Annotated in this window: 19 protein-coding genes; 7 read left to right on the top strand and 12 right to left on the bottom strand. The window is 62.1% G+C overall.

The genetic code is table 11. The features are described 5' to 3' along the window. Positions 1-87: 87 nt before the first annotated feature. Both folE and ACYVKQ_RS14865 read right to left on the bottom strand, forming a co-directional pair. Entirely contained in the window at positions 88-759 is a 672-nt protein-coding gene (folE, locus tag ACYVKQ_RS14870; RefSeq protein WP_460676145.1) for a GTP cyclohydrolase I FolE, read from the bottom strand. After that, positions 752-1,159, bottom strand: coding sequence for a 6-pyruvoyl trahydropterin synthase family protein (locus ACYVKQ_RS14865; protein ID WP_460676144.1), 408 nt, complete (start codon positions 1,157-1,159; stop codon positions 752-754). The genes folE and ACYVKQ_RS14865 overlap by 8 nt, the downstream gene beginning before the upstream one ends. Positions 1,160-1,424: 265 nt before the next feature. On the opposite strand from ACYVKQ_RS14865, the gene ACYVKQ_RS14860 reads away from it, so the two are divergent. Further along, complete coding sequence (locus ACYVKQ_RS14860) at positions 1,425-2,129, top strand: hypothetical protein (RefSeq protein ID WP_460676143.1); 705 nt, start codon at positions 1,425-1,427, stop codon at positions 2,127-2,129. A 134-nt stretch (positions 2,130-2,263) separates the two neighbouring features. Here the strand turns inward: ACYVKQ_RS14860 and ACYVKQ_RS14855 are convergent, their stop codons facing one another. Then, positions 2,264-2,821, bottom strand: a complete 558-nt coding sequence (locus ACYVKQ_RS14855) for an inorganic diphosphatase (RefSeq protein WP_460676142.1) — start codon at positions 2,819-2,821, stop codon at positions 2,264-2,266. Positions 2,822-2,867: 46 nt separating this feature from the next. Continuing rightward, on the bottom strand, positions 2,868-5,864 hold the full coding sequence (locus ACYVKQ_RS14850) for a M1 family metallopeptidase (RefSeq protein WP_460676141.1): 2,997 nt from the start codon (positions 5,862-5,864) through the stop codon (positions 2,868-2,870). A 152-nt stretch (positions 5,865-6,016) separates the two neighbouring features. Between ACYVKQ_RS14850 and ACYVKQ_RS14845 the strand changes: the two genes are divergently transcribed. After that, positions 6,017-6,427 carry a hypothetical protein gene (locus ACYVKQ_RS14845; protein WP_460676140.1) on the top strand — a complete coding sequence of 137 codons (411 nt, stop codon included), beginning with the start codon at positions 6,017-6,019 and terminating at the stop codon, positions 6,425-6,427. A 77-nt stretch (positions 6,428-6,504) separates the two neighbouring features. On the opposite strand, the gene rplS is transcribed toward ACYVKQ_RS14845, so the two are convergent. The 8 genes from rplS to ACYVKQ_RS14805 all read right to left on the bottom strand — a co-directional run bounded on the left by rplS (position 6,505) and on the right by ACYVKQ_RS14805 (position 14,860). Further along, complete coding sequence (gene rplS / locus ACYVKQ_RS14840) at positions 6,505-6,861, bottom strand: 50S ribosomal protein L19 (RefSeq protein ID WP_460676139.1); 357 nt, start codon at positions 6,859-6,861, stop codon at positions 6,505-6,507. 92 nt (positions 6,862-6,953) lie between these two features. After that, positions 6,954-7,691 (bottom strand): tRNA (guanosine(37)-N1)-methyltransferase TrmD, encoded by a 738-nt coding sequence (gene trmD / locus ACYVKQ_RS14835; RefSeq protein WP_460676138.1) that lies wholly within the window; start codon positions 7,689-7,691, stop codon positions 6,954-6,956. A 16-nt stretch (positions 7,692-7,707) separates the two neighbouring features. Further along, positions 7,708-8,292: a ribosome maturation factor RimM gene (gene rimM / locus ACYVKQ_RS14830; RefSeq protein ID WP_460676137.1), complete on the bottom strand. Its 585-nt coding sequence runs from the start codon at positions 8,290-8,292 to the stop codon at positions 7,708-7,710. A gap of 96 nt (positions 8,293-8,388) precedes the next feature. Next, on the bottom strand, positions 8,389-8,934 hold the full coding sequence (locus tag ACYVKQ_RS14825; protein WP_460676136.1) for a 30S ribosomal protein S16: 546 nt from the start codon (positions 8,932-8,934) through the stop codon (positions 8,389-8,391). A gap of 201 nt (positions 8,935-9,135) precedes the next feature. Then, the gene (locus ACYVKQ_RS14820) at positions 9,136-9,903 is read right to left on the bottom strand and encodes an acyl-CoA desaturase (protein ID WP_460676135.1); all 768 of its coding nucleotides are present in this window, start codon (positions 9,901-9,903) and stop codon (positions 9,136-9,138) included. A 194-nt stretch (positions 9,904-10,097) separates the two neighbouring features. Beyond that, positions 10,098-10,814 carry an RluA family pseudouridine synthase gene (locus ACYVKQ_RS14815; protein ID WP_460676134.1) on the bottom strand — a complete coding sequence of 239 codons (717 nt, stop codon included), beginning with the start codon at positions 10,812-10,814 and terminating at the stop codon, positions 10,098-10,100. A gap of 282 nt (positions 10,815-11,096) precedes the next feature. Beyond that, positions 11,097-11,912 (bottom strand): 3-methyl-2-oxobutanoate hydroxymethyltransferase, encoded by an 816-nt coding sequence (gene panB / locus ACYVKQ_RS14810; protein WP_460676133.1) that lies wholly within the window; start codon positions 11,910-11,912, stop codon positions 11,097-11,099. Between the two features lie 191 nt (positions 11,913-12,103). Further along, entirely contained in the window at positions 12,104-14,860 is a 2,757-nt protein-coding gene (locus tag ACYVKQ_RS14805; RefSeq protein WP_460676132.1) for a putative LPS assembly protein LptD, read from the bottom strand. Positions 14,861-14,984: 124 nt separating this feature from the next. Here ACYVKQ_RS14805 and ACYVKQ_RS14800 point away from each other — a divergent pair, with 124 nt between their 5' ends. The 5 genes from ACYVKQ_RS14800 to ACYVKQ_RS14780 all read left to right on the top strand — a co-directional run bounded on the left by ACYVKQ_RS14800 (position 14,985) and on the right by ACYVKQ_RS14780 (position 20,199). After that, the gene (locus tag ACYVKQ_RS14800) at positions 14,985-15,821 is read left to right on the top strand and encodes an N-acetylmuramoyl-L-alanine amidase family protein (RefSeq protein WP_460676131.1); all 837 of its coding nucleotides are present in this window, start codon (positions 14,985-14,987) and stop codon (positions 15,819-15,821) included. Between the two features lie 84 nt (positions 15,822-15,905). Next, positions 15,906-16,937: an MlaD family protein gene (locus tag ACYVKQ_RS14795; RefSeq protein WP_460676130.1), complete on the top strand. Its 1,032-nt coding sequence runs from the start codon at positions 15,906-15,908 to the stop codon at positions 16,935-16,937. Positions 16,938-17,296: 359 nt separating this feature from the next. Further along, positions 17,297-18,952, top strand: coding sequence for an acyl-CoA carboxylase subunit beta (locus ACYVKQ_RS14790; protein WP_460676129.1), 1,656 nt, complete (start codon positions 17,297-17,299; stop codon positions 18,950-18,952). Positions 18,953-18,988: 36 nt separating this feature from the next. After that, the gene (locus ACYVKQ_RS14785) at positions 18,989-19,519 is read left to right on the top strand and encodes a hypothetical protein (RefSeq protein ID WP_460676128.1); all 531 of its coding nucleotides are present in this window, start codon (positions 18,989-18,991) and stop codon (positions 19,517-19,519) included. A 224-nt stretch (positions 19,520-19,743) separates the two neighbouring features. Next, positions 19,744-20,199: a DMP19 family protein gene (locus ACYVKQ_RS14780; protein WP_460676127.1), complete on the top strand. Its 456-nt coding sequence runs from the start codon at positions 19,744-19,746 to the stop codon at positions 20,197-20,199. Positions 20,200-20,340 lie beyond the last annotated feature (141 nt).

Here is a 20,340-nt window from a genome sequence, read left to right as displayed (position 1 = left end):
GCTATACGCCGGGCCGGGGTGGGAAGGGAGCGGCCGAAAGGGCCGCAAAGGTACAGCCCAAACGCGAATCAGTAGAGGGTCAGTTCGTTATTTGCCGATGTGGCGCAGGAACTCGCGGCGCAGGCTTTCGTCCTGCCCAAACCGCCCGCCGTACTCGGCTGTGATGGTGGAGCTGCTCGTATCGTTCACGCCGCGGCTCATTACGCACAGGTGGTCGGCCTCGATGAGCACCGCCACATCGTCGGTGTGCAGGCTCTGTTTGAGCTCCTCGGCAATCTGCCGGGTGAGGCGCTCCTGCACCTGCGGGCGACGGGCGTAGTACTGCACCACGCGGTTGAGCTTGGAGAGGCCCACCACGTGCTGGCCCGGCAGGTAAGCCACGTGGGCCTTGCCGATGATGGGCACGAAGTGATGCTCGCAGCAGCTGAAGAGCGTAATGTCGCGCTCCACCAGCATCTGCCGGTACTCGTAGCGGTTCTCGAAGAGGCGCACTTCGGGGCGGTTGTCGGGGTCGAGGCCGCGAAACCACTCGTGCACAAACATCTTGGCCACGCGGCGCGGGGTGCCGGCCAGGCTGTCGTCGGTCAGGTCGAGGCCGAGCAGGTCCATGATCTGGCGAAAGTGCTCGGTGATGCCGGCAATCTTTTCGTCTTCGCTCAGGGCAAAGGCGTCGGGGCGTAGCGGCGTGCGCAACGCAGCGGCAAGACGGGCGTCGGGGGAAAGGTCGGCGGCCGCGTCGGGTTCGGGCTGGTTAGCCATGGTATTCTACAAAGTTGCGGTCCGTCTCGTGGAGCGTGACCGATAAGGCCAGGTGCGCGGCTATATGAGGCCGCAGGCGGTTCCAGCATACTACGGCGATGTGCTCGGCCGTGGGGTTGAGCTGGCGAAAATCCTCAACGTCCAGATTGAGGTTTCGGTGGTCAAAGGTATCCAGAATCTGGCGCTTGATGAGGGTGCTCAAACGCTTCATGTCGTACACATAACCCGTGTCCGGGTCGGGCTCCCCGGTGAGGCGCACCGTCAGTACATAGTTGTGGCCGTGGTAGTTGGGGTTGTTGCACAAGCCGAACACGGCGTCGTTCTGCGCGTCGGACCAAGCCGGATTATAGAGGCGGTGCGCCGCATTGAAGTGCTCGGTACGGCCGATGGTAACTTTCATGGGCCCCATAACCGGCGGAAGATAAACTTTGTTTCGAATCTTGCATCATCTTCAACTACAGCACTTTACCAAGGATGGTTTTTTGATATGTTGTACTTAATTAATATATATAATAATGAATCTAATAAAAATACCGCAATCCGAAAAAAATCACGCAACCTCACTGGTGCTTTGTTGCCACGTGGTTAAATTTGGTGAGTTGTTAATCAAACCTCGGCTTGGTTTCAGCTCTTCACATCGTTTCTTCCAACTCATTTCACTTCTTATGAAATCAGGCGTACTCCTCTCCCTGTTGCTGTTCGTCCTGACGACTGCCGGCTTTGCGCAACGCTCTCCCGTCGACGAGACGGATATGGCAATCAAAGGCATTCCGCGTAAAGGCCAGCGCGTCACCATTCAGTTGGACAGCAAGCGCGTCGAAGACTCGTGGGTGAAGCTCATCAACGAGAAAATCGGCAAAGTAAAAGCCGACAAGGGCGTGTATTCCATGGACGGCGTGGTGGTGGAGTCCATCTCCAAAACCCCGATTCGCATCATCTCAAAGGTTGACGCCGTTCCGACCGGTACCACCGTATGGTGGTCGATTGACCTGGGCAACGCCTACCTGAGCAAAGACGCTACCCCGCAGCAGTGGAAGTCGGCCGAAAGCTACCTGAAGGATTTCGCCCGTAGCCTCTACCGCGAAGACATTGCCCTGCAGGTGGCCGAAGCTGAAAAAGCGCTGATCAACTCGCAGAACAACCACATGTCCGTTATTGCCAAGCAAGACGCTATCAAAAAGGACATCGAAAAGAACAAGCTGAAGAAGCAGGAAATCCAGCAGCAGCTAGCCGAAAATGCCGCTGACCTGGTGAAGCTCAACAACATGGTGGATTCCAACCTGAAAGAGCAGGAAGCCGCCCGCGCCGACATTGTCAACATGCGCGTGCAGCTGGAATCGGTAAAAGAGCGCATGAACAAGATCGAGTAGTCCGAACCCGGCTATCCGACAAGCAAACGGCCCCGCCAGACTCTGGCGGGGCCGTTTGGCATTTTAGAGCGGCACGGCGCGCTGGCAGATTCATGAGCTAAACGGTAAGTGGGCTCGGGCAAGGAGTCCACCACTCACGGTTGCAACACCTGCTGCAACTGTTGCTCGGCAGCCTGCTCGTCGCGCCAGCCCACGACGCGCACCGTGCCGGGCTCCGCCGAGTGCTGAAACCACAGCCGCAGCGTTTCCCGCACCGCCGGGTACTGGCTTGTCAGCTCGCGCCAGGTGGTGACGGGCAGGATGCGCTGGCTGGGGCGGGCCGGCACCGTCAGCACCACCGATTCCATTTCACCGGCGTTGTCGAGCAGCAGCAGGCCGATGGGCAGCACCTCCACCACCGTGCCGGCCGGCAGGCTTTCGGCCAGCACCAAGGCCGGTTGCGGGCGTCCACCTGCGTGGCGCGGAGAAGCTTTAAGGCTGGTGGATGGTACGAACCCCAGGTTGGCGGGATGGGGCAGGAAAGCCACCAGCCGATCGGCCCCGGCGCGCTGCTCGGGCCGGAATTCATTGGTGCCGGCGTCGTAGCGCAGCACGCGGTTGGTGCCGGCCGGCGACTCCACCACCACCTGCAGCAGATGCCGCTCCTCGGAGTACGCGGGTAGCTCGTTAAAACGCGGCTGGCAGCCGGCCATAAGGCCAGCTGCCAGCAACAAAGTAGCCCCGAGCCGTAGCAGCTGCTTATTGCAGAGCTTGGTCGATGAGGCGGAAGGGGTTGGCTTTTTGTAGGTTGAAGACAAAGCGGATGCGGTGGGTGAGGTCCTGGAAGCTGTTCGGCAGCCCGTCGGTGTACTGCGAGCCGGCCACCGGCAGGTAGATGCGTAGCACGTCGTTGAAGATCGGCCAGGCCAGGCCGGCATCGTAGAACAGGCGCTGGCGGCGGCCATCCGGCAGCGGCTGGCGGCTATCGGTAGCACCAAAATCGGCAAAAACCGCGAACGGCGTCACCGGCAGGTCGGCTTCGAGGTTGAGGGTGGTCAGCCACTTGTTCGTGGCCACCGGAATGAAAGCCTTGAAAGCCCCGTCGCGGTCATCTGTCTGGTGCCGCTGGGCCGTCCAGGTATCCGAAATCTGGCGGCGGTCCAGGAACGTGGTCTGCCGGCGGTAGTCGGGGCTGCCGCTCAGGCCCATCACGAAGCGGCGGGTGTCTTCGGAGGCTTGCTGGAAGAAGTAGCCGCCAAACAAGCGGGCGCGCACGCTTTTGCTGGCCTTGTAGTGGCGCTGGTAGCGCAGGGCGGCGCGGCCCAGCACCGGCGAATCGTACAGGGTGCTGGCGTTGCGGGGGGTGAACGTGTTCAGCTCGGCCTCGGCTCCGTACTGGCGCACCGCGTCGCCGCCGCGCAGTTCGTAGCGCAGCGTCGGGATGATGTTGTCGTCGATTTCGTCCTTGGCGCGCACGATGGTGTAAGCCAGCTGCAGCGTCTGCTGGGGGCCCGCCGGGCGCTGGCGCCGCAGCTCCAGCGTGACGCTCGGCTCCAGCTTGGTGTAGCGCTCAAAGCGGGTGACCAGGAAGCTGGTGGTTACGCGCTGCAGCAGGCGGCCCGTCGGCAGGGAGTTCAGGCTGAGCTGCCCGACGCCCTTCAGCTCGCCGCGGTTGAAGCTAAACATGGGCATGGCCACGTAGCTGAGCTTGTTGAGCACAGTGGGGTTACTGTAGAAGGCTGCCCCGAGCATGAACTTATCGTAGGTGTTGGCGCCCACGACCGGCAGCCAGTAGAACGCCGAACGGTCCCAGCGTTCCAGGCCCAGCAAGGGGCGCAGGCGCAGCGGCTCCAGCGTCGGCAGGGCCCCGCTGAGGCGGCGGCGGTCGTCGCGGCGGTTGAGCTGGGGCGTGAGGTACTGCGGGTCGATGACAACGGCGGCCACTTCGGGCGAGCGGCGGAAGTTGAGCTGCGTCACGTCGGTGTCCTCCGTTTCGGATTTCTCCTCGGACTCGCGGCCACCAAACACGGGCGTCCAGAGCGTTTCCAGCACTTTGCCGCTGGCGTCCACGGTCGATACCGGCACGGCCCAGGGTGCCGTGGATTCATTGCGTACAAGCACCTTGACCTGCTGGTCGGCCAGCAGTACATCGGCTACGGTAGCATTGTAGCGGGTGGTGGTGCCCATCATCTGCTGGAAAAACCAGTCGAGCTTCTGCCCAGTCCCTTCCTCGAACGCGGCCTGCATATCGGCCGGCGTCGGGTGGCGGAATTGCCACCGGTCGTAGTACAGGCGCATGGCCTGGTCGAACTTCTCTTGGCCCAGGTAAGCGGCGAGGTAGCGCAGCAGGCCGGCGGTCTTCACGTACACCATCGTGCCGTAGTTGTACGCCGTGTACTGAGCGGCAGGCGTACCGGCCACGGGCTGGTCGTAGCCGCGGCTGGCCGGCACCTGCCACTGTAGCTGCGACACGGCGTAGGGGGGCACGTCTTTCAGATCCAAGCGGGCGGCCATCTGCGGCATCATCGCGGCCTTGGCTACCGGGTCAGTCGGTTCCTGCCCGGAAGCCTCGGATACCCGGTTTTCCATGTAACTGTTCAGGCCTTCGTCCAGCCAGGGATACTCCCGCTCGTTGGACGCGAGGATGCCGTAAAACCAGTTGTGGCCGACCTCGTGAATGGTAGCAAACGGGTCCGTCACGGTCACCATCGGGTATTCCATGCCCGAGCCCGCGCTCAGGGCTCCGTCGACGGCCGTGGCGGCGGAATAGGGGTATTCGCCCACCCAGCGCGAGTAACCCTGCAGCGCGTAACGGATGTCGTTGCGGTGCTTGAGCCAATCGGTGGCGTTGCGGTTCGTAAACAGCAGCCAGGTCGTTACCACGCGCTCCGAGCCGGGCAGCTTCACGGTGTCCTTGAGCACGTTGAAGCGCTTGTCGGCAAACCAGGCGAAGTCGTGCACGCGGTCCTGGGTGTAGCGCAGGGTTTTGGTGTTGGACGAGGAAGCCGGGAAGCTCACGTCCGTGCCAAAGGAGCCGCCGTCGGCCTTCTTGGCGGCCGCCTCCGCCAGTTGGTCGAGGCGTGCTTTTTCGTCGGGGTTCTGCAGCTCACCAGTGGCGCCCACCACGTAGTTGTCGGGCAGGGTGATGCGCACGTCAAACGAGCCGAACTCGGAGTAAAACTCGCCCTGGTCGAGGTAGGGCATCGGGTGCCAGCCGGCGCGGTCGTACACGGCCGGTTTGGGGTACCACTGGCTGATCTGGTAGCTCTGGCCCACGTGGCCCATGCGCGAGAAGGAGTCGGGCAGCTTCACGCGGAACGGGGTGCTGATGGTCGCGCGCTGGCCCGGCGGCAGCGGCTCGGGCAGCACCAGCTTGGCCATGTCCGGGTTCTGCAGGTCGTACTGCAGCGTTGCGGCTTTGCCGTCCACGCGGAAGTCGAGTTGGTCGATGTAACCGCGCTGCGCGGCCGGGGCAAACTCAAACTTGCGCTTGCCGTGCTCGCGCTGCTGCCGCGCAAAAGCCGTGGAGTTGTCCTTGTAGGCGTTTGGCCAGAGGTGAATCCAGATGAAGGGCAGCGCGTCGGGCGAATTGTTGACGTACTGCATTTCCTCGCGGCCGGTCAGCACGTGCTGCTGGTCGTCGAGGGTCACGTCGATGGAGTAGTTGACCTCCTGCTGCCAATACGGACGCTGGGTTTGGGCCACGGCCGCCAGGGGCAGCACCGCCAGCGCGAGGCCGGCCAATAACTTTTGCATAGGAAGATGTGCGGAATGCGTGGCGAAAGTACGGCATGCGGGCGTATGACGTTTACCAGCCCGGGTTGGGCATAACCCCGTCCGTGTTTCCCGCGTTAGCCTGCATGCGGCCCGGCAGGCGTCGTAGTTCCCAACCAAAACCCCTTAGCCTGATGCAAAAGCACGAATCGCAGCACCAAGTACACTTGGATGCCACCACGGATTTTCTCGGCGGCGACTTGCAGGAAGCCGTTACCAAGGCCGGGCTCGACAACCGGCTGCAGCGCTGGATTGAGGAATTGAAGGACCTGCATGTGCCCGAGCTGCACCCCGTCGTAACCGACCTGCAGGCGCTCAAAGCGCATTTCGGCGGCGGCACCCTCGACCACAAGCTGGTAGGGCAGCTGTTGCACCGCCTGGGCGAAAACACCGGCAAAGTGACGCCCCTGGCGACCGATCCTCCCGTACGCCTGCGCCTCGAAAACCTGGGCAAAGCATTGCTGGAAGCTGCCAAGCAGGTAGCCGGCGGCCGCACTTCGGCCGAGGAAGACCTGCGCGCCGACTCGGCCCAGCGCAAGCACTAGCCCAACCGGCAGAAACGACGAGCGGGGCCTCCACCGAAAGGTAGAGGCCCCGCTTGCGTTGTGGGGAGCAGGGTGCCTTAGGCGCGCTTCTCTTTGATACGAGCAGCTTTGCCCGAGAGGCCGCGCAGGTAGAACAGGCGGGCGCGACGTACTTTGCCGCGGCGTACCAGCTCGATCTTGTCGATGTTCGGCGAGATGATCGGGAAGATACGCTCGGTGCCGATCTGGTTCGAAACCTTGCGCACGGTGAAGGTTTCACCGTTGGTGTTGGCATTGCGACGCTGGATAACTACGCCCTGGAACTGCTGAATGCGCTCCTTGTTGCCTTCGCGGATCTTCACGTGAACGTTCACGGTATCACCGGCGGCAAACTCGGGGAAGCTGGCGCGGCGCTCTTTGGCTTCCTGGTTGATGAGGTCGAGAAGTTGGCTCATGACAGCAAAAAAATCTAAAAAAGGCGGCGCCGCCGCCCAAGTGGTTTCAGTAAGGAGGCGCAAATATAGTGAGTTTGCGCCGAGCTACAACACTAAGCGTTAGGTTTTTTCCGACGACGCGGCTTCCGGGGCTCTTCGAACGCTTCCTGGGGCATATCCGCCAGCAAATCGGGCCGCCGCTGCTGGGTGCGGGCCAGTGCCTGCTCGTGCCGCCAGTCTTCCACTTTCGGCGTGTCGCCCGACATCAGGATGGCCGGCACGGCGCGGCCGCGCCATTCCGCGGGCCGCGTGTACACCGGCGGAGCCAGCAGGTTGTCTTGAAACGAGTCGCTCAGGGCTGATTCCTCGTTGCCGAGTACGCCGGGCAGCAGGCGCACCACGGCGTCGACCACCACGGCCGCGCCCAGCTCGCCGCCGCTGAGCACGAAGTCGCCCACGCTGATTTCCTCGGTTACGTACTCCTCGCGGATGCGCTCATCCACGCCCTTGTAGTGCCCGCAGAGCAGAATCACGTTCTGCAGCAGCGAGAGGCGGTTGGCCGCCGCCTGCCGGAACGTGGGCCCGTCGGGCGTGAGGTAGATGATGGCGTCGTACGGGCGCGCGGCCCGCAATCCGTCGATGCAGGCCGCAATGGGCTCGGGACGCAACACCATGCCGGCCCCGCCCCCGAAGGCGTAGTCGTCGATCTGCCCGTGCTTGTTGATGGCAAACTGGCGCAGGTCGTGCAGGTGAATCTCAACCAGGCCCTTTTCCTGAGCCCGCTTCACGATGGAGTGCGCGAAGGGGCTGACGAGCAGCTCGGGCTGGCAGGTGATGATGTCGATGCGCATAACGGGGCCCAGCGGTTTAGTCCTTGCCGGGGTCGGAGGAGTCGTCCTCGTCGGGCTTGGAAGAGGGGTTCAGGTATACGTCGAGCAGGCCTTCGGGCAGGGTTACGTACAGCTCGCGGCTTTCGTCGTCGGCGTGCTGCACCAGCTCGTCGACCACCGGGATGAGTACTTCCTGGCCCTGGTAGCGCATGGCCAGCAGATCTTGCTCGGGCAGCTCGTAGAAGGCCTCCACGGTGCCCAGCTTGCCCAGGTTCGCGTCGACCACGGTAAAGCCGATGACGTCGTGAAAGTAAAACTGATCGTCTTCCAGCTCGGGCAGCTCTTCCAGCGGGCGGAACAGCTTCAGGCCGCGAAACAGGTCGGCGTCTTCCACCCGGTCCACGTTCTTGAGCTTGAGCAGCACGCGGTTGTTGGCCTGGGGCGAAAGGCGCTCCACCTCGAAGCGGAAGAGCTTACCGGAGCCGGCGGGCCGCTCCACGTACACTTCTTCCACGTCCAGGTATTCTTCCAGATCGTCTACGTCCAGCTCGGCCACCACTTGTCCGCGCAAGCCGTGGGAGCGAACCACGTAGCCCAGCTCGTAGCACTCGTCGAGAGTCATATCAGGGGTTGGGTTAGTGCGTTAAAAAGTGTAGGAGTTTAAAAGCCTTCCGGGGAAGACTCTTAAACTCCTACACTCGAAAACTCCTAAACTGAATTAGGCGTTGGCTTCCTCAGCGTTTTCGGCCGGAGCCTCAGCAGCTTCTTCGGTCGCTTCCGCCGCCGGAGCGTTGGCAGCGGTAGCGGCGGCTTGCTTCTGGCGCAGCGCCTCGGCGCGGGCTTCGCGCACTTTGGTTTCGGCGGCCAGCTGCTGCTTGCGAGCTTCGTCCTTGGCAGCGCCCACGTTGGTGCGCTTGCCTTCAATCTTGGCGTTCTTCTCGTCCAGCCACTGCGTGTAGCGCTGGTCGGCAACGTCCTGCGTGATGGCGCCTTTGATGACGCCGAGCTGTAGGTGCTTGCGGAACAGGATACCGCGGTACGACAGCATGGCACGCACGGTGTCGGTGGGCTGGGCGCCCTTCATCAGCCAATCGAAAGCCTTGTCGGCGTCGAAGTTGATGCTGGCCGGGTTGGTCAGCGGGTTGTAGGTGCCGAGCTTCTCGATGAAGCGGCCGTCACGCGGAGCGCGCGAATCAGCCACTACGATGTCGTACATAGCGGCCTTTTTGCGGCCGCGGCGGGCGAGGCGGATTTTAACTGCCATAAACCGTGTCGGTTAGGTGACGGAACTCGTCCGTCGGATGAAAAAAGATTTGGGACGGCAAAAGTAAGCAAATAAAGCGTCAGTTGGGCCTTGAGCTCCAAACATTTGTTGCCTGCTACCCAGGCGCAAGGGGGAGGTTTGGGGCAAAAAGAAAGCCGCCATGGTCTCCCACGGCGGCTTTCCATGATACCCTGGTTCGGGCTACGCGGCCAGCGGTACGGGTTCCTTGGCCGACTGTTCGCGCTTGAGCTTGATGATGCCCACTTTGTCCAGCGTCCAGATGACGGGGTAAGTCGGGTCCAGTTCCCACCACTTCACGCCGAAGTTGACGCGTAGCGGCAGCTTGTGGTGGTTGTTTTGAAACAGCTCGCCGCCGGTCAAGAAGTCGAAGAACAGGGAGTTGCGCGACTTGTCGTTGTTGTCGAAGTTCTGGTAGCCGTACTTGTGGCCGCTCCAGTTCACGATGGCGCCGTGAATCGGGCCCATCAGGAAGTGAATCGGCAGCAGCAGGTACAGGTACCACATGGTAGCGGGCACAAAAGCCGCGTAGACGCCCACGTAGGCCGTGCCCCACACCACGCGCGAAGCCCAATGGTCGCCGATGCGCTCCAAGCCCTTCCAGGTCGGATAGTCGCCGTCGAAGCGCTTGGCCAGCTCGTAGTCGTCGTGGAGCACCGCGTTGTAAATGTTTTTCGTCTTCCACATCATCGCGAAGGCATTCGACGAGAAGTGGGGGGAGTGCGGGTCCTTCTCGGTGTCGGAGAAGGCGTGGTGCATGCGGTGCAGCAGCGCGTACGCCCGCGGCGAGAGGTACGAGGAGCCCTGCGCTACGTAGGTCAGCAGGAAGAAGAACCGCTCCCAGAACCGGTTCATGGTGTACATTTTGTGCGCCGCGTAGCGGTGCAGGTAAAACGTCTGCACGAAGAGCGACAGGTACCAGTGCCCGACGAAAAACAGCAGGATCGGCATGAGGTGTGGGGAAGAAATGGTGGTAAAGCCTTGACGCCTAAACGCGTTCAGAGCCGTTTGGTTCACGGGAAGCACAAACGTAGCGCAGCATTGGCGCGCAAAAAATGACGTTTGTCAGCGATGGTCGGTGGGTGAGCTAGCGGTTCAACGACCTGGTGAATGGGAGAATGTCAATTCACTAGATCGTTGAACCACTAGCTCACCATTTCGCCGCTACGGATGGGGTCCCAGACCTCCGCGTCGGGCAACGGGGCGACGATGTCCATGTCTTGGTGCGTCACAGGGTGCTTGAAGCGCAGCCGGCGGGCGTGTAGGGCAATGCTCAAGTCGGGCAGCGGGGCCATGGCGCCGTACTTTACGTCGCCGGTGATGGGCGTGCCCAGGCCGGTGGAGAGCTGCACCCGGATCTGATGGGGGCGGCCGGTGATGGGGTTCACCTCGAGCAAATAGCGGTGGCCCACCTGGCCCAGAACCTTATAATGCAGCTCGGCGCGCTGGCCCTGCTGGTGCTTCTGGGGGTAAGCCTTGGTAACGTTGCGCATCGGGTCTTTCACCAGCCAATGCACCAGGGTTCCTTCCGGTTCCTGCGGGGCGCGGCCCACCAGCGCCCAGTAGGTCTTGTGCATGTGGTTGTCGCGGAACATCTCGTTCAGGCGGCTGAGCGCCTTACTGGTTTTGGCCAGCACCACGATGCCCGTCACCGGCCGGTCGATGCGGTGGCACACGCCCACGAAGGCGTTGCCGGGCTTTTTGTACTTCAGGCGCAGGTATTCGGCGGCCTTGACCGAGAGCGGCTCGTCGCCCGTATTGTCGGCCTGCACGAGCGTGCCGGCGGTTTTGTTGACGATGAGCAGGTGGTTGTCTTCGAACAGAATTTCTTTCTGCTCCGACCAGATGGCAGGTCTGTTCACTACTAGAATCCGGAAAAGGTAAAGACGTCGAGGGGGCGGGCTCGGAATAAATCAACTCTCAGCAACAAACGCGTGCTCCGCTTGGGAGCCGGTTGCCGCGCCGACCAACGGTAACTGCAAATAAACGACAGAGTTCGGACTTGCATTGCGCCCGTGGTCCGGGCCGGAACCAAAACCGGTGCGCGGCCAGGGGTAAAACCGCAACGCCGCGGCCCTGGTTGGGCCGCGGCGCTGAAATAGTTAGAGGCATTGACCACGACGGCAAAATCGCGCCAGCCCGGGTTAGTACGCTTCCTTGTCGCTGGGAAAGTCGCGGCTCTTCACGTCTTCGATGTACTGCGTCACGGCTTGGTGCATCAGGTCGCCCAGCTCAGCGTAGCGGCGCAGAAAACGCGGCTTGAACTCCTGGGTGATGCCGAGCATATCGTGCACCACCAACACTTGCCCGTCCACGTCCGGGCCGGCCCCGATGCCGATGACCGGGATGGTGAGCTGCTCGGCCACCTGCCTGGCCAGCACCGACGGAATTTTTTCGAGCACCAAGGCAAAGCACCCCAGCTCTTCCAGCAATTTGGCGTCCTCGATGAGCTTCTGGGCTTCGGCATCTTCCTTGGCCCGCACGGTGTAGGTCCCGAACTTGTAGATGCTCTGCGGGGTGAGGCCCAGGTGCCCCATCACCGGAATGCCGGCCGTCAGGATGCGGATGATGGATTCCTTGATTTCGGCGCCGCCTTCCAGCTTGACGCCGTGCCCGCCCGATTCCTTCATGATGCGGATAGCGGAGCGAAGCGCCTCGGAAGAGTTGCCCTGGTAAGAGCCGAAGGGCATATCGACTACTACGAAAGCCCGTCCCACGGCGCGCACCACCGAGGCGGCGTGGTAAATCATTTGATCCAAGGTGATGGGCAGCGTGGTTTCGTGCCCGGCCATGACGTTGGAGGCCGAGTCCCCGACGAGCAGCACGTCGATACCGGCGCCGTCGAGAATTTTGGCCATGGAGTAGTCGTAGGCGGTGAGCATCGAGATTTTCTCGCCGCGCTGCTTCATGGCCAGCAGCTGGTGCGTGGTTACGCGCTTGATTTCCTTGTGCTGCGACATCGGAAGAATTGGTTGGGTTCGGATCGGAAAGAAGGCAGGGGAGGGCAAAGCTGGCGTTTTTTTGCGAATCGCGGGGCCCGGCAGCCGAGCCGGCGAGTGGGAATCTGCCAACGCAAAACCCCGGGTCCGTAAGGGCCCGGGGTTTTGCGTTGGGGGAATAGTCAGCCGGCGGTCCGCCCGTTCGGGGCCGCTTAGCGGTTCAGGAAAGTGCGGTTGCGGTTCAGCTTCAAGTCCTGCAGCAGCGCCGATTTGGCGCCGATGGTCACGTTGAAGCCTGCAATTTGGCCGGTTGGCATCCACGAGCCGGTAATCTGCCAGCAGTGCAGGTCGCGGAAGAAGTTGATCTGGGTGAGCGTGACTTTATTAGAGATGAAGTCGTAGCCGGAGGTATAGCTCAGGCGCATCTTGTCGGTGAGCTTGATTTCGCCGCTGATGTTCATCGACACCGTGGTCCAGGAGCGGTTGCGCGTCACGCCTTCCCGCGCCAGCCGCGGGCCGGGGTCCTGGTAGAGGGCGCCGAGCGAGGCGTTCAGCGTCCAGGGAATTGAGAAATCGATGTAGTCGGCGTAGGAGTCGGGCTGGTTGGGGTTGCCCAGCACCGGGTCATTGGGCAGGGCCACGCGCTGGGCGCGGTTGGCGGGCTGGCCCGGCCGGCGGTTGCTGTCGAACTGGTACGTGAGCTGCGCCGAAGCCTGATCGAGGCGGGCCAGACGAAGGTTGTCCTGCTCAAACAGGTAGCGGTCGATAAGCGCGCCGGCCGAGTCGCGTTGGTAAAAATTGAAGGTGCCGGCCACCAGAATGTTGAGCTTCTGCGCTACCTGCGTGCGCAGGTTGGCACTGAGCGGCGCCAGCTTAAAGGAGGGCGCGGCGAAGTTGTAGCCCGTGCCCAGGTCGAAGCCGTCGATGAGGCTAACCTTTTTGAAGGGCTGGTTGCCGGTGGTGTCCTGTTTGTTGCGCACCTTCATTTCCACCTGGTTCTGCAGGCCGAAACTCAGCTGACTCACCTGCCCACCGCCCGGCCCGGTGCCGCCGAAGCCCAGAAAGCGTGAAAACTGCGATTCGGTAAACCGCAGGCCGGAAGCCGTGCGCAGCTCGGGCGGCAGCAGCGGCAGCTGATAGAAGTTCTCGTTGGCCAGGTAGTTGGGCGAGTAGCTGTAGCTCAGGCTGGGAGCGAGGCGGTGCCGGATGGCCCGGATGCTCTTGCTTTTGAAGTTGAGCGTACCGTAAAGGTTGGTGGAAAGCGACGCGCCGCCCGAAAAGTTGCCTACCCGGTAGAAGCCGCGGGTAGTGTCGATGCGGATGGCCTCCGCCTCGGGCACGTAGCGGTACGTAAGCTGTTTTAGGTACCACGATTCGCCGTAATTGACCGAAGGGGCCAGCGAAAGGTGGCGCAGCAAGGTGAAGTTGCCGAGCGAAATACCGAAGCGGTGCTGCAGCGTCGTCTGGTTGTTGCGCAGCAGCGGCGAGAGATTGGAGAGGCGCACCGGGATGTTGCGCGTGGTGGTGGTACCGCCCAGCAAAGGCAGCCCCGAGGAAAGTGTGCGCGCCGCTTCGGTGTTGCTCAGGCGGTTCTGCCCCGTAAACTGGTAATCCACCGCAAACTGCTCGTAAATTCTGTCGCGTTGCTCCAGGCCAAACAGGCGGAACAGCTGCTGCCGTTGCACCTGCACCGATACGTCGGGCAAGGTCAGGTTCACCGTGCCGGTGATGGTGTTCAGGTCCTGGGTGGCCTGAATGGAGTAGTTGACGGGCAGGTTGCGCAGCTGCTTCTGGTAGCTGATGGAGGAGTTGAAGGCCGGCGTGAGGTAATTGCGCACGTCCAGTGAATTCTGTTGGTTGAACTCCGGGCTGCCCGTCCGCACGTTGGCCGAAAAGCGCCCCCCGCCGGGCCGCGGCGTGGGCGAGTGGCTCCACGACAGCCAGAAGGTGCGCGGCTTGAAATTGCGGCGCACGTTAGGGTTGGTGTTCAGGTCGGTGGAGGGCAGGATGGGCGTGGCCGGCCGGCGCGAGTAGCTGAAGTCCAGGCGGCCGTCGTAGCTGTAGCGCTTGCGGTAAGTCAGGTCGGCATTCACGCCCCAGCCCCCGAAGGCATCGGCGTTGCCTGAATACACGTTGCCGGTCACGCGTAGGCCCATGTAGTCGTTGATGGCCCAGTAGTAGCCACCGTTGGTCAGGTAGAAGCCCCGGTCGATGGCCTGCCCGAAGGTGGGGATGATCACGCCCGAAGCCCGACTTTTGCCCGGGGTGGGGAAGTAGCCGAACAGGAAACCCAGCGGTGTGGGAATGTCGCCGATGACCAAGTTGAAAGGACCCGTTACCACGTTTTTCCGCGGCACGACCTTCATCTTCGAGGCATTGATGAAAAAGTGCGGGTGCTCCAGGTTGCAGGTGGTGTAGCGGCCATGCAGCCCGTAGATTTCGTTCAGCTCGTTTTTCTTCACCACTTCGGCGTGGATGTAGCCCTCGCCCTGTTGGGTAATGGCTTCGGCAATCTTGCCCTTGCGGCTTTTGAAATTGTAGGCAATGCGGCCCGCTTGGTAGGTTTCGGCGCCGTCTTTGAACACGGGCTTGTCGCGCACCCGGCCGGTAGAGTCGGCGCGGCCCTCGGCCGTGAGCAGGTTCTGGTTGTAATCGACGGTGATGACCCCGGACTTCAGGTTCATCGTGCCGTAGTCCACGCTGGCCTTGTTGTAGAGCACGGCCCGCTTTTCCTGCACGTTGAAGCGGATGGAGTCCTTGGCTTGATACTTTACGGTGGTTTCCACGTCCCCCTTGGGCCGCACGCCCACGCGCACCGAATCGGCGTTGCCGCGTACTCGCACGGTGTCGAGCTGCACGCGGCCCGGCACCGGCGGGGCGGGGCGCGCCGGGGCCGGCTGCTGCGCCACGGCCGCCGTGGCGAAGAGGCAATAACTGATCAGCAGGGCAACCGTACACCGATGGCGCAAGGCCCGCCCGCTGCGGCATAGCGTTTGAATAAGCGCCGCGGAAAGAGTCACGAAGAGCAGATTTGCTTTATTTTGTGGCTAAGTGTGCAAAAATAGCGGGTAGCCGCCCCATCTAACGAACGTCGTGCGGAATATTGTCCTTCTTGGCACCGCGCTGCTGGCGCTGGGCATTGGCCCGGCCGCGAGCAGCGCGCAGCAGCCCGATTCATCTGCCACGGCCCACCCGCGCCCCGCCGTGCCGGGGCCGTACCGCCTGCGCACCGTCGTGCTCGACGCGGGCCACGGCGGCAAGGACAAGGGCTGCGCCGGCCCCGAAGGGGCCCGCGAGGCCGCCGTGTCGCTGAAAATTGTGCTGGAGCTAGGCCGCCTCATCGAGGAGAATATGCCCGACGTGAAGGTGGTGTACACCCGCAAAACCGACGACTTTGTGGAACTGGCCGACCGCGCCGGCATAGCCAACAAGCACAACGCCGACCTGTTCGTGTCGGTGCACTGCAACGCGGGGCCCTCGGCGGCGCGCGGCACCGAGGTCTGGACCATGGGCCCGCACAAGACCGAAGCCAACCTGGCCGTGGCCAAGCGCGAAAACGCGGTAATCCTGCAGGAAGACAATTACAAGGAGCGCTACAGCGGCTTCGACCCCCGCTCGCCGCAGTCACACATTCTTTTCTCGCTCTACCAGAGCGCGCACATCGACAACTCCCTGCGCTTCGCGGCCAAAGTCGACCACGAGTTTCGCACGTCCGTCGGGCGGGCCTCGCGCGGGGTGAAGCAGGCGGGCTTTCTGGTGCTGTGGAAATCCACCATGCCGTCGGCCCTTATCGAGGTGGGCTTTCTGACCAATCCGGCCGAGGAGCGGTATCTGAACGATAAGTCCGGACAGTCGTATATGGCTTCGGGCATTTACCGCGCGTTCCGCAAGTACAAGCAGGACCTGGAAGCCAGCAGCGCCGCCGACTAACTGCGCGTCGTTCGCCTATCTTGCCCCCGCATTGCTTTCCGCTGCCCCCTCTCTATTTACCGTCGTCCTTCTCGTCGTCTTCCCGTGTCCAAAGAAGCCAAAGTTGCCCTACTGGCCGTTGTAGCCCTGGTGGCGCTGTTTTTCGGCTTTCGTTTTCTGAAAGGCAGCAATATTTTTTCCTCCGACCGCACGTTTTACGCTACCTACGACAACGTGGATGGCCTCAACTCCGGCGCGCCCGTGATGCTGAACGGCATCAAAATCGGGCAAGTCAAGAACTTGGAACTGCTCCCCGAGAGCGGCAACCGGATTCGCGTGGCGCTGGAAGTGGAAAAGCGGGTGGAGGTCGGCGACTCCACGCTGGCCAGCCTGAGCGGCTCGCTGCTGGGCTCGAAGACGATTACCCTGATCCAGGGCCGCAACACCAAGATTTTCAACGGCGGCGAAGACCTCCGCTCGTACCACGCGGCCAGCATCACCGACGCTTTCCAGGCGCGCGCGCTGCCCGTGCTCGGCACCGTCGACTCGACTTTGTTGAAGGTAAACCAGTTTCTGAGCAAGGAAGCCCGCCTGAGCCTGCAGCAGACGCTGCTCAACTCGCAGGCTACCACCGAGGCACTGCGCAACATGCTGGTGGCCAACCAGCGCAACATCAATCAGATAACCACCAACATGGCCAAGCTGAGCTCCTCGCTGGCCGTGACGGAGCGTAAGTTCGACCAGGTAGCCACCAACCTGGCCCTGATTACCGACACGCTTAAGCGCGCCCCGCTGGCCAAAACCGTGCGCGACCTGAACACCACTGTGGGGCAGGCGCAGGTGGCCATGAAGCAGCTGAATCAGTCGCTGACGACTACCAAGGGCTCCTTGGGCAAGCTCATCAACGACGACTCGCTCTACACCAACCTGAACGCCACGTCGGCTTCGGCCAACGCCCTGCTCGTGGACCTGAAGGCCAATCCCAAGCGCTACGTACACTTCTCGGTGTTCGGCGGTGGGGGCAAAGAGAAAAAGAAGTCCGAAACGGAAGTGAAGAAGGACGGCTCGGTGGAGCGCGAAACCAAAACGGTGACGCAGCAACCGGCCGCGCCGGTGGACACCGCCGTACGCCCCTGATCTAGCCTGGCCCTAAACAAAAAAGCCCGCGCCGGAAGACGCGGGCTTTTTTGTGCTTATCAGCGCGTCATCCTGAAGCTGAAGAATCTTACTCACAACTTGTACAAGCCCCGGAGCGCAGCCACCAACGCCCAGGCCGCTTGGCTACGGTTGTGTCGTTCGGATAGCTTAGCGCTTGTACGTTGGCATGAACGACGGTGCAGGGCGCGAGGAAGGTCCTTCGGCTGCGCCTCGGGGTGGTGTGCTGATTGTTCGCTTTTCTACAACCTAACGCTTGTTAGGCTGATGCGCGAAATCAATTACCTTTGAAATCAGCCCGCTCCGGTGGGCATTTCGTCTCCCCAACGCTTCGCATTCCCGTGAACCAACCCGCAACCCCCACCCGTCAGGACCTCGAATTCAACAAAAACGAAGACCAGCTCAAGCAGCTAAACTTCCAACTGCAGAAGCGCTTGGAAAAGGTGCGGCTTGGCGGCGGCGAGAAACGCATTGCGGCCCACAAAGCCAAGGGCAAGCTCACGGCGCGGGAGCGGATTGAGTACCTGATCGACCCGGGCTCCAACACCGTTGAAATCGGCGCGTTTGCCGGTGAGGGCATGTACCGGGAGGAAGGCGGCTGCCCCTCCGGCGGCGTGGTGGTGGTTATCGGCTACGTGCAGGGCCGGCAGTGCGTCATCGTGGCCAACGACGCCACGGTGAAGGCCGGCGCGTGGTTCCCGATTACGGCCAAGAAAAACCTGCGCGCCCAGGAAATCAGCATCGAAAACAAGCTGCCGATTATCTACCTGGTGGACTCGGCGGGCGTGTACCTGCCCATGCAGGACGAAATCTTCCCCGACAAGGAGCACTTCGGCCGCATCTTCCGCAACAACGCGGTGATGAGCAGCATGGGCATCGTGCAGCTGGCGGCCATCATGGGGCCGTGCGTGGCCGGCGGGGCTTACCTGCCCATCATGTCCGACGAGGCCATGATCGTGGACGGCACCGGCTCGGTGTTCCTGGCCGGCTCGTACCTGGTGAAGTCGGCCATCGGCGAAAGCATCGACAACGAGACGCTGGGCGGGGCCACCACACACTCGGAAATTTCGGGCGTGACGGACTACAAGTTCCAGAACGACGAGGAGTGCCTGGAGCACATCCGCAACATCTTCGATAAGATGGGCGGGCGGGCTACGGCCGGCTTTTCGCGCAAAGCCCCGCAGGCGCCGGCCAAGGACGAAAAGGAAATCTACGGCTTGCTGCCTTCCGACCGCGTGAAGCCCTACGACATGATGGACATCATCCATCGGCTGGTCGACAACTCGGAGTTTGAGCCTTACAAAGACCTCTACGGCCAGAGCCTGATTTGCGGGCTGGCCCGCATCGATGGCTGGGCGGTGGGCATCGTGGCCAACCAGCGCAAAATCGTGAAGACCAAGAAGGGCGCCATGCAGATGGGCGGGGTTATCTACTCCGACTCAGCCGACAAGGCTGCCCGCTTCATCATGAACTGTAACCAGAAGAAGATTCCGCTGGTGTTTCTGCACGACGTGTCAGGCTTCATGGTCGGCTCGCAGTCGGAGCACGGCGGCATTATTAAGGACGGGGCGAAGATGGTCAACGCCATGGCCAATTCCGTGGTGCCGAAGTTTTCGGTCATCATCGGCAACAGCTACGGGGCCGGCAACTACGCCATGTGCGGCAAGGCCTACGACCCGCGCCTGATCGTGGCCTGGCCCACGGCCCAGTTGGCGGTGATGAGCGGCGCCGCCGCGGCCAACACGCTATTGCAGATTCAGGTGGCTGCCGCCGAGGCCAAGGGCTCAACGCTCACCGAGGAGGCCAAAAAGGATATGTTCGACCAGATCAAGGCCCGCTACGACGAGCAGCTCTCGCCCTACTACGCGGCGGCCCGCCTCTGGGTAGATGCCATCATCGACCCGCTGGAAACGCGCAAGCTGATTTCGGAAGGCATCAGCATGGCCAACCACGCGCCCATTGAGAAGCAGTACAACGTAGGCGTGATTCAGGTGTGAAGTACGCCCTGGACTGCTTGATGGCTTAGACGATTTATGGCAAAAAACGCTTGGGAAACGGCCGCCAAGGCTTTGTGGACGTGGTTGCGCGGCCCCGTGGAGAACGGGCTGCCGCCCGTTGCTCACCCGCGTTACACCAAGAACAACCCCGGCAGTTGGGTGGATACTTCGGCCGACTGGCGCATCCGGGAACGTAGCAGCCTGGCCACACCCTGGACCAATGCGACGCTGCAGCAGTGGCAGGAAAGCAACTTCACCTACGTGCGGCTACGGGTAGATGAATACCGGCGCCTCTATCTGGACATGCGCTCGGACTGGCCGGCTGATACCTACTATGCCCGGGAGGAGTTGCAGCCTACTGAAGCGGCCGCGGCGGCGTGCGAAGGCGTCTACCTGGCAGAATTTCGGCGATACCCGGACGATACGGCGGAGCTGGTGGTGAAACAGTCGCCTGAGTTGGCCGGCAGTATCAGCTTGGTGCTCCGGGGCGTAACGGCGGAAGAGTGGCAGCGCCTCCAAGCCCAGGCTTCGGAGCGGTACAACTGGCTACCCAAAGCGCCCGGGTAAACGTCACCGGCATGCTCGATAACGCAAAACGCCCCGGCCACCCAGCCGGGGCGTTTTCACTCATACAACGGGTGCCACCCACCCAAAGCGTAGCACCTCACTCGCCGGCAAAGCTCCGGCGGTAATGTAAACTCGACGTTGCCGGACGGTTAAGGTTTGGCGGGCCCAACACTTTGGCCGCTACTTCCGTGTCTGTAACGAATGCCCAACCTTTCCTCCGCAGCATGAGCCAGCCTTCGACCCAGGATATCGACCAGTTGTGGGATGAGCTTACCACGCCGTGCCTGCGCAAGCTAAGTCAGCATCAGGGCCAATGGGAGGCACTGAGCCCCGACGAACAGAACCTGGCGGCGCTCTGGAAACTGGAAGCCGATATGTACAACGGCGGCTTCGTGCAGTTTTTCTGCAACTGGGGCTACGAGTGCTACGGCTACGCCACGCGCGGCCTGGCCCACATCGGCGCGCAGCAGGGCTTGGCCCTCGTCAAGCAGGCTTACCAGGTTATCGAACACCTAGGCGAGGACGAACGCCTCTCGGAGCTGTGGGACATTCCGCGGTTCCTGACCGCGGCCGAAGCGGCGCAGCTGAACGAACTGGACCGGCGCTACTGGGAAGACGCCGACCAGGTAGCGGCCAAAACGGTGGCGGCCTACTTGCATCGGCGGAGCACGGGCGCCTGACTTGCGGCCGGGACCGGTGCTCAATCGGGCAGGTGCTCGGGGGACGCGCGGTTTTTGGGCTTCAGGGCCAGGGCGTGGGTGTAGTGTCGGGCGGCCAGCTGCTAGTGGCCGAGCGCAAGCAACCTCCACCGAAAAGCCGTG

It is taken from the genome of Hymenobacter coalescens (assembly GCF_054783195.1).
The sequence above is the reverse complement of the archived record's forward strand: the minus strand, read 5'-3'. Positions and strand labels throughout refer to the sequence as shown.

Coding starts and splice junctions, on each gene's coding strand:
- trmD (WP_460676138.1), bottom strand. CDS start 7,691: ATGCGCATCGACATCATCACCTGCCAGCCCGAGCTGCTCGTCAGCCCC.
- ACYVKQ_RS14780 (WP_460676127.1), top strand. CDS start 19,744: ATGAGCCAGCCTTCGACCCAGGATATCGACCAGTTGTGGGATGAGCTT.
- ACYVKQ_RS14850 (WP_460676141.1), bottom strand. CDS start 5,864: ATGCAAAAGTTATTGGCCGGCCTCGCGCTGGCGGTGCTGCCCCTGGCG.
- ACYVKQ_RS14865 (WP_460676144.1), bottom strand. CDS start 1,159: ATGAAAGTTACCATCGGCCGTACCGAGCACTTCAATGCGGCGCACCGC.
- rimM (WP_460676137.1), bottom strand. CDS start 8,292: ATGACTCTCGACGAGTGCTACGAGCTGGGCTACGTGGTTCGCTCCCAC.
- ACYVKQ_RS14855 (WP_460676142.1), bottom strand. CDS start 2,821: ATGGCCGGCTGCCAGCCGCGTTTTAACGAGCTACCCGCGTACTCCGAG.
- ACYVKQ_RS14785 (WP_460676128.1), top strand. CDS start 18,989: ATGGCAAAAAACGCTTGGGAAACGGCCGCCAAGGCTTTGTGGACGTGG.
- rplS (WP_460676139.1), bottom strand. CDS start 6,861: ATGAGCCAACTTCTCGACCTCATCAACCAGGAAGCCAAAGAGCGCCGC.
- panB (WP_460676133.1), bottom strand. CDS start 11,912: ATGTCGCAGCACAAGGAAATCAAGCGCGTAACCACGCACCAGCTGCTG.
- folE (WP_460676145.1), bottom strand. CDS start 759: ATGGCTAACCAGCCCGAACCCGACGCGGCCGCCGACCTTTCCCCCGAC.
- ACYVKQ_RS14845 (WP_460676140.1), top strand. CDS start 6,017: ATGCAAAAGCACGAATCGCAGCACCAAGTACACTTGGATGCCACCACG.
- ACYVKQ_RS14825 (WP_460676136.1), bottom strand. CDS start 8,934: ATGGCAGTTAAAATCCGCCTCGCCCGCCGCGGCCGCAAAAAGGCCGCT.
- ACYVKQ_RS14860 (WP_460676143.1), top strand. CDS start 1,425: ATGAAATCAGGCGTACTCCTCTCCCTGTTGCTGTTCGTCCTGACGACT.
- ACYVKQ_RS14820 (WP_460676135.1), bottom strand. CDS start 9,903: ATGCCGATCCTGCTGTTTTTCGTCGGGCACTGGTACCTGTCGCTCTTC.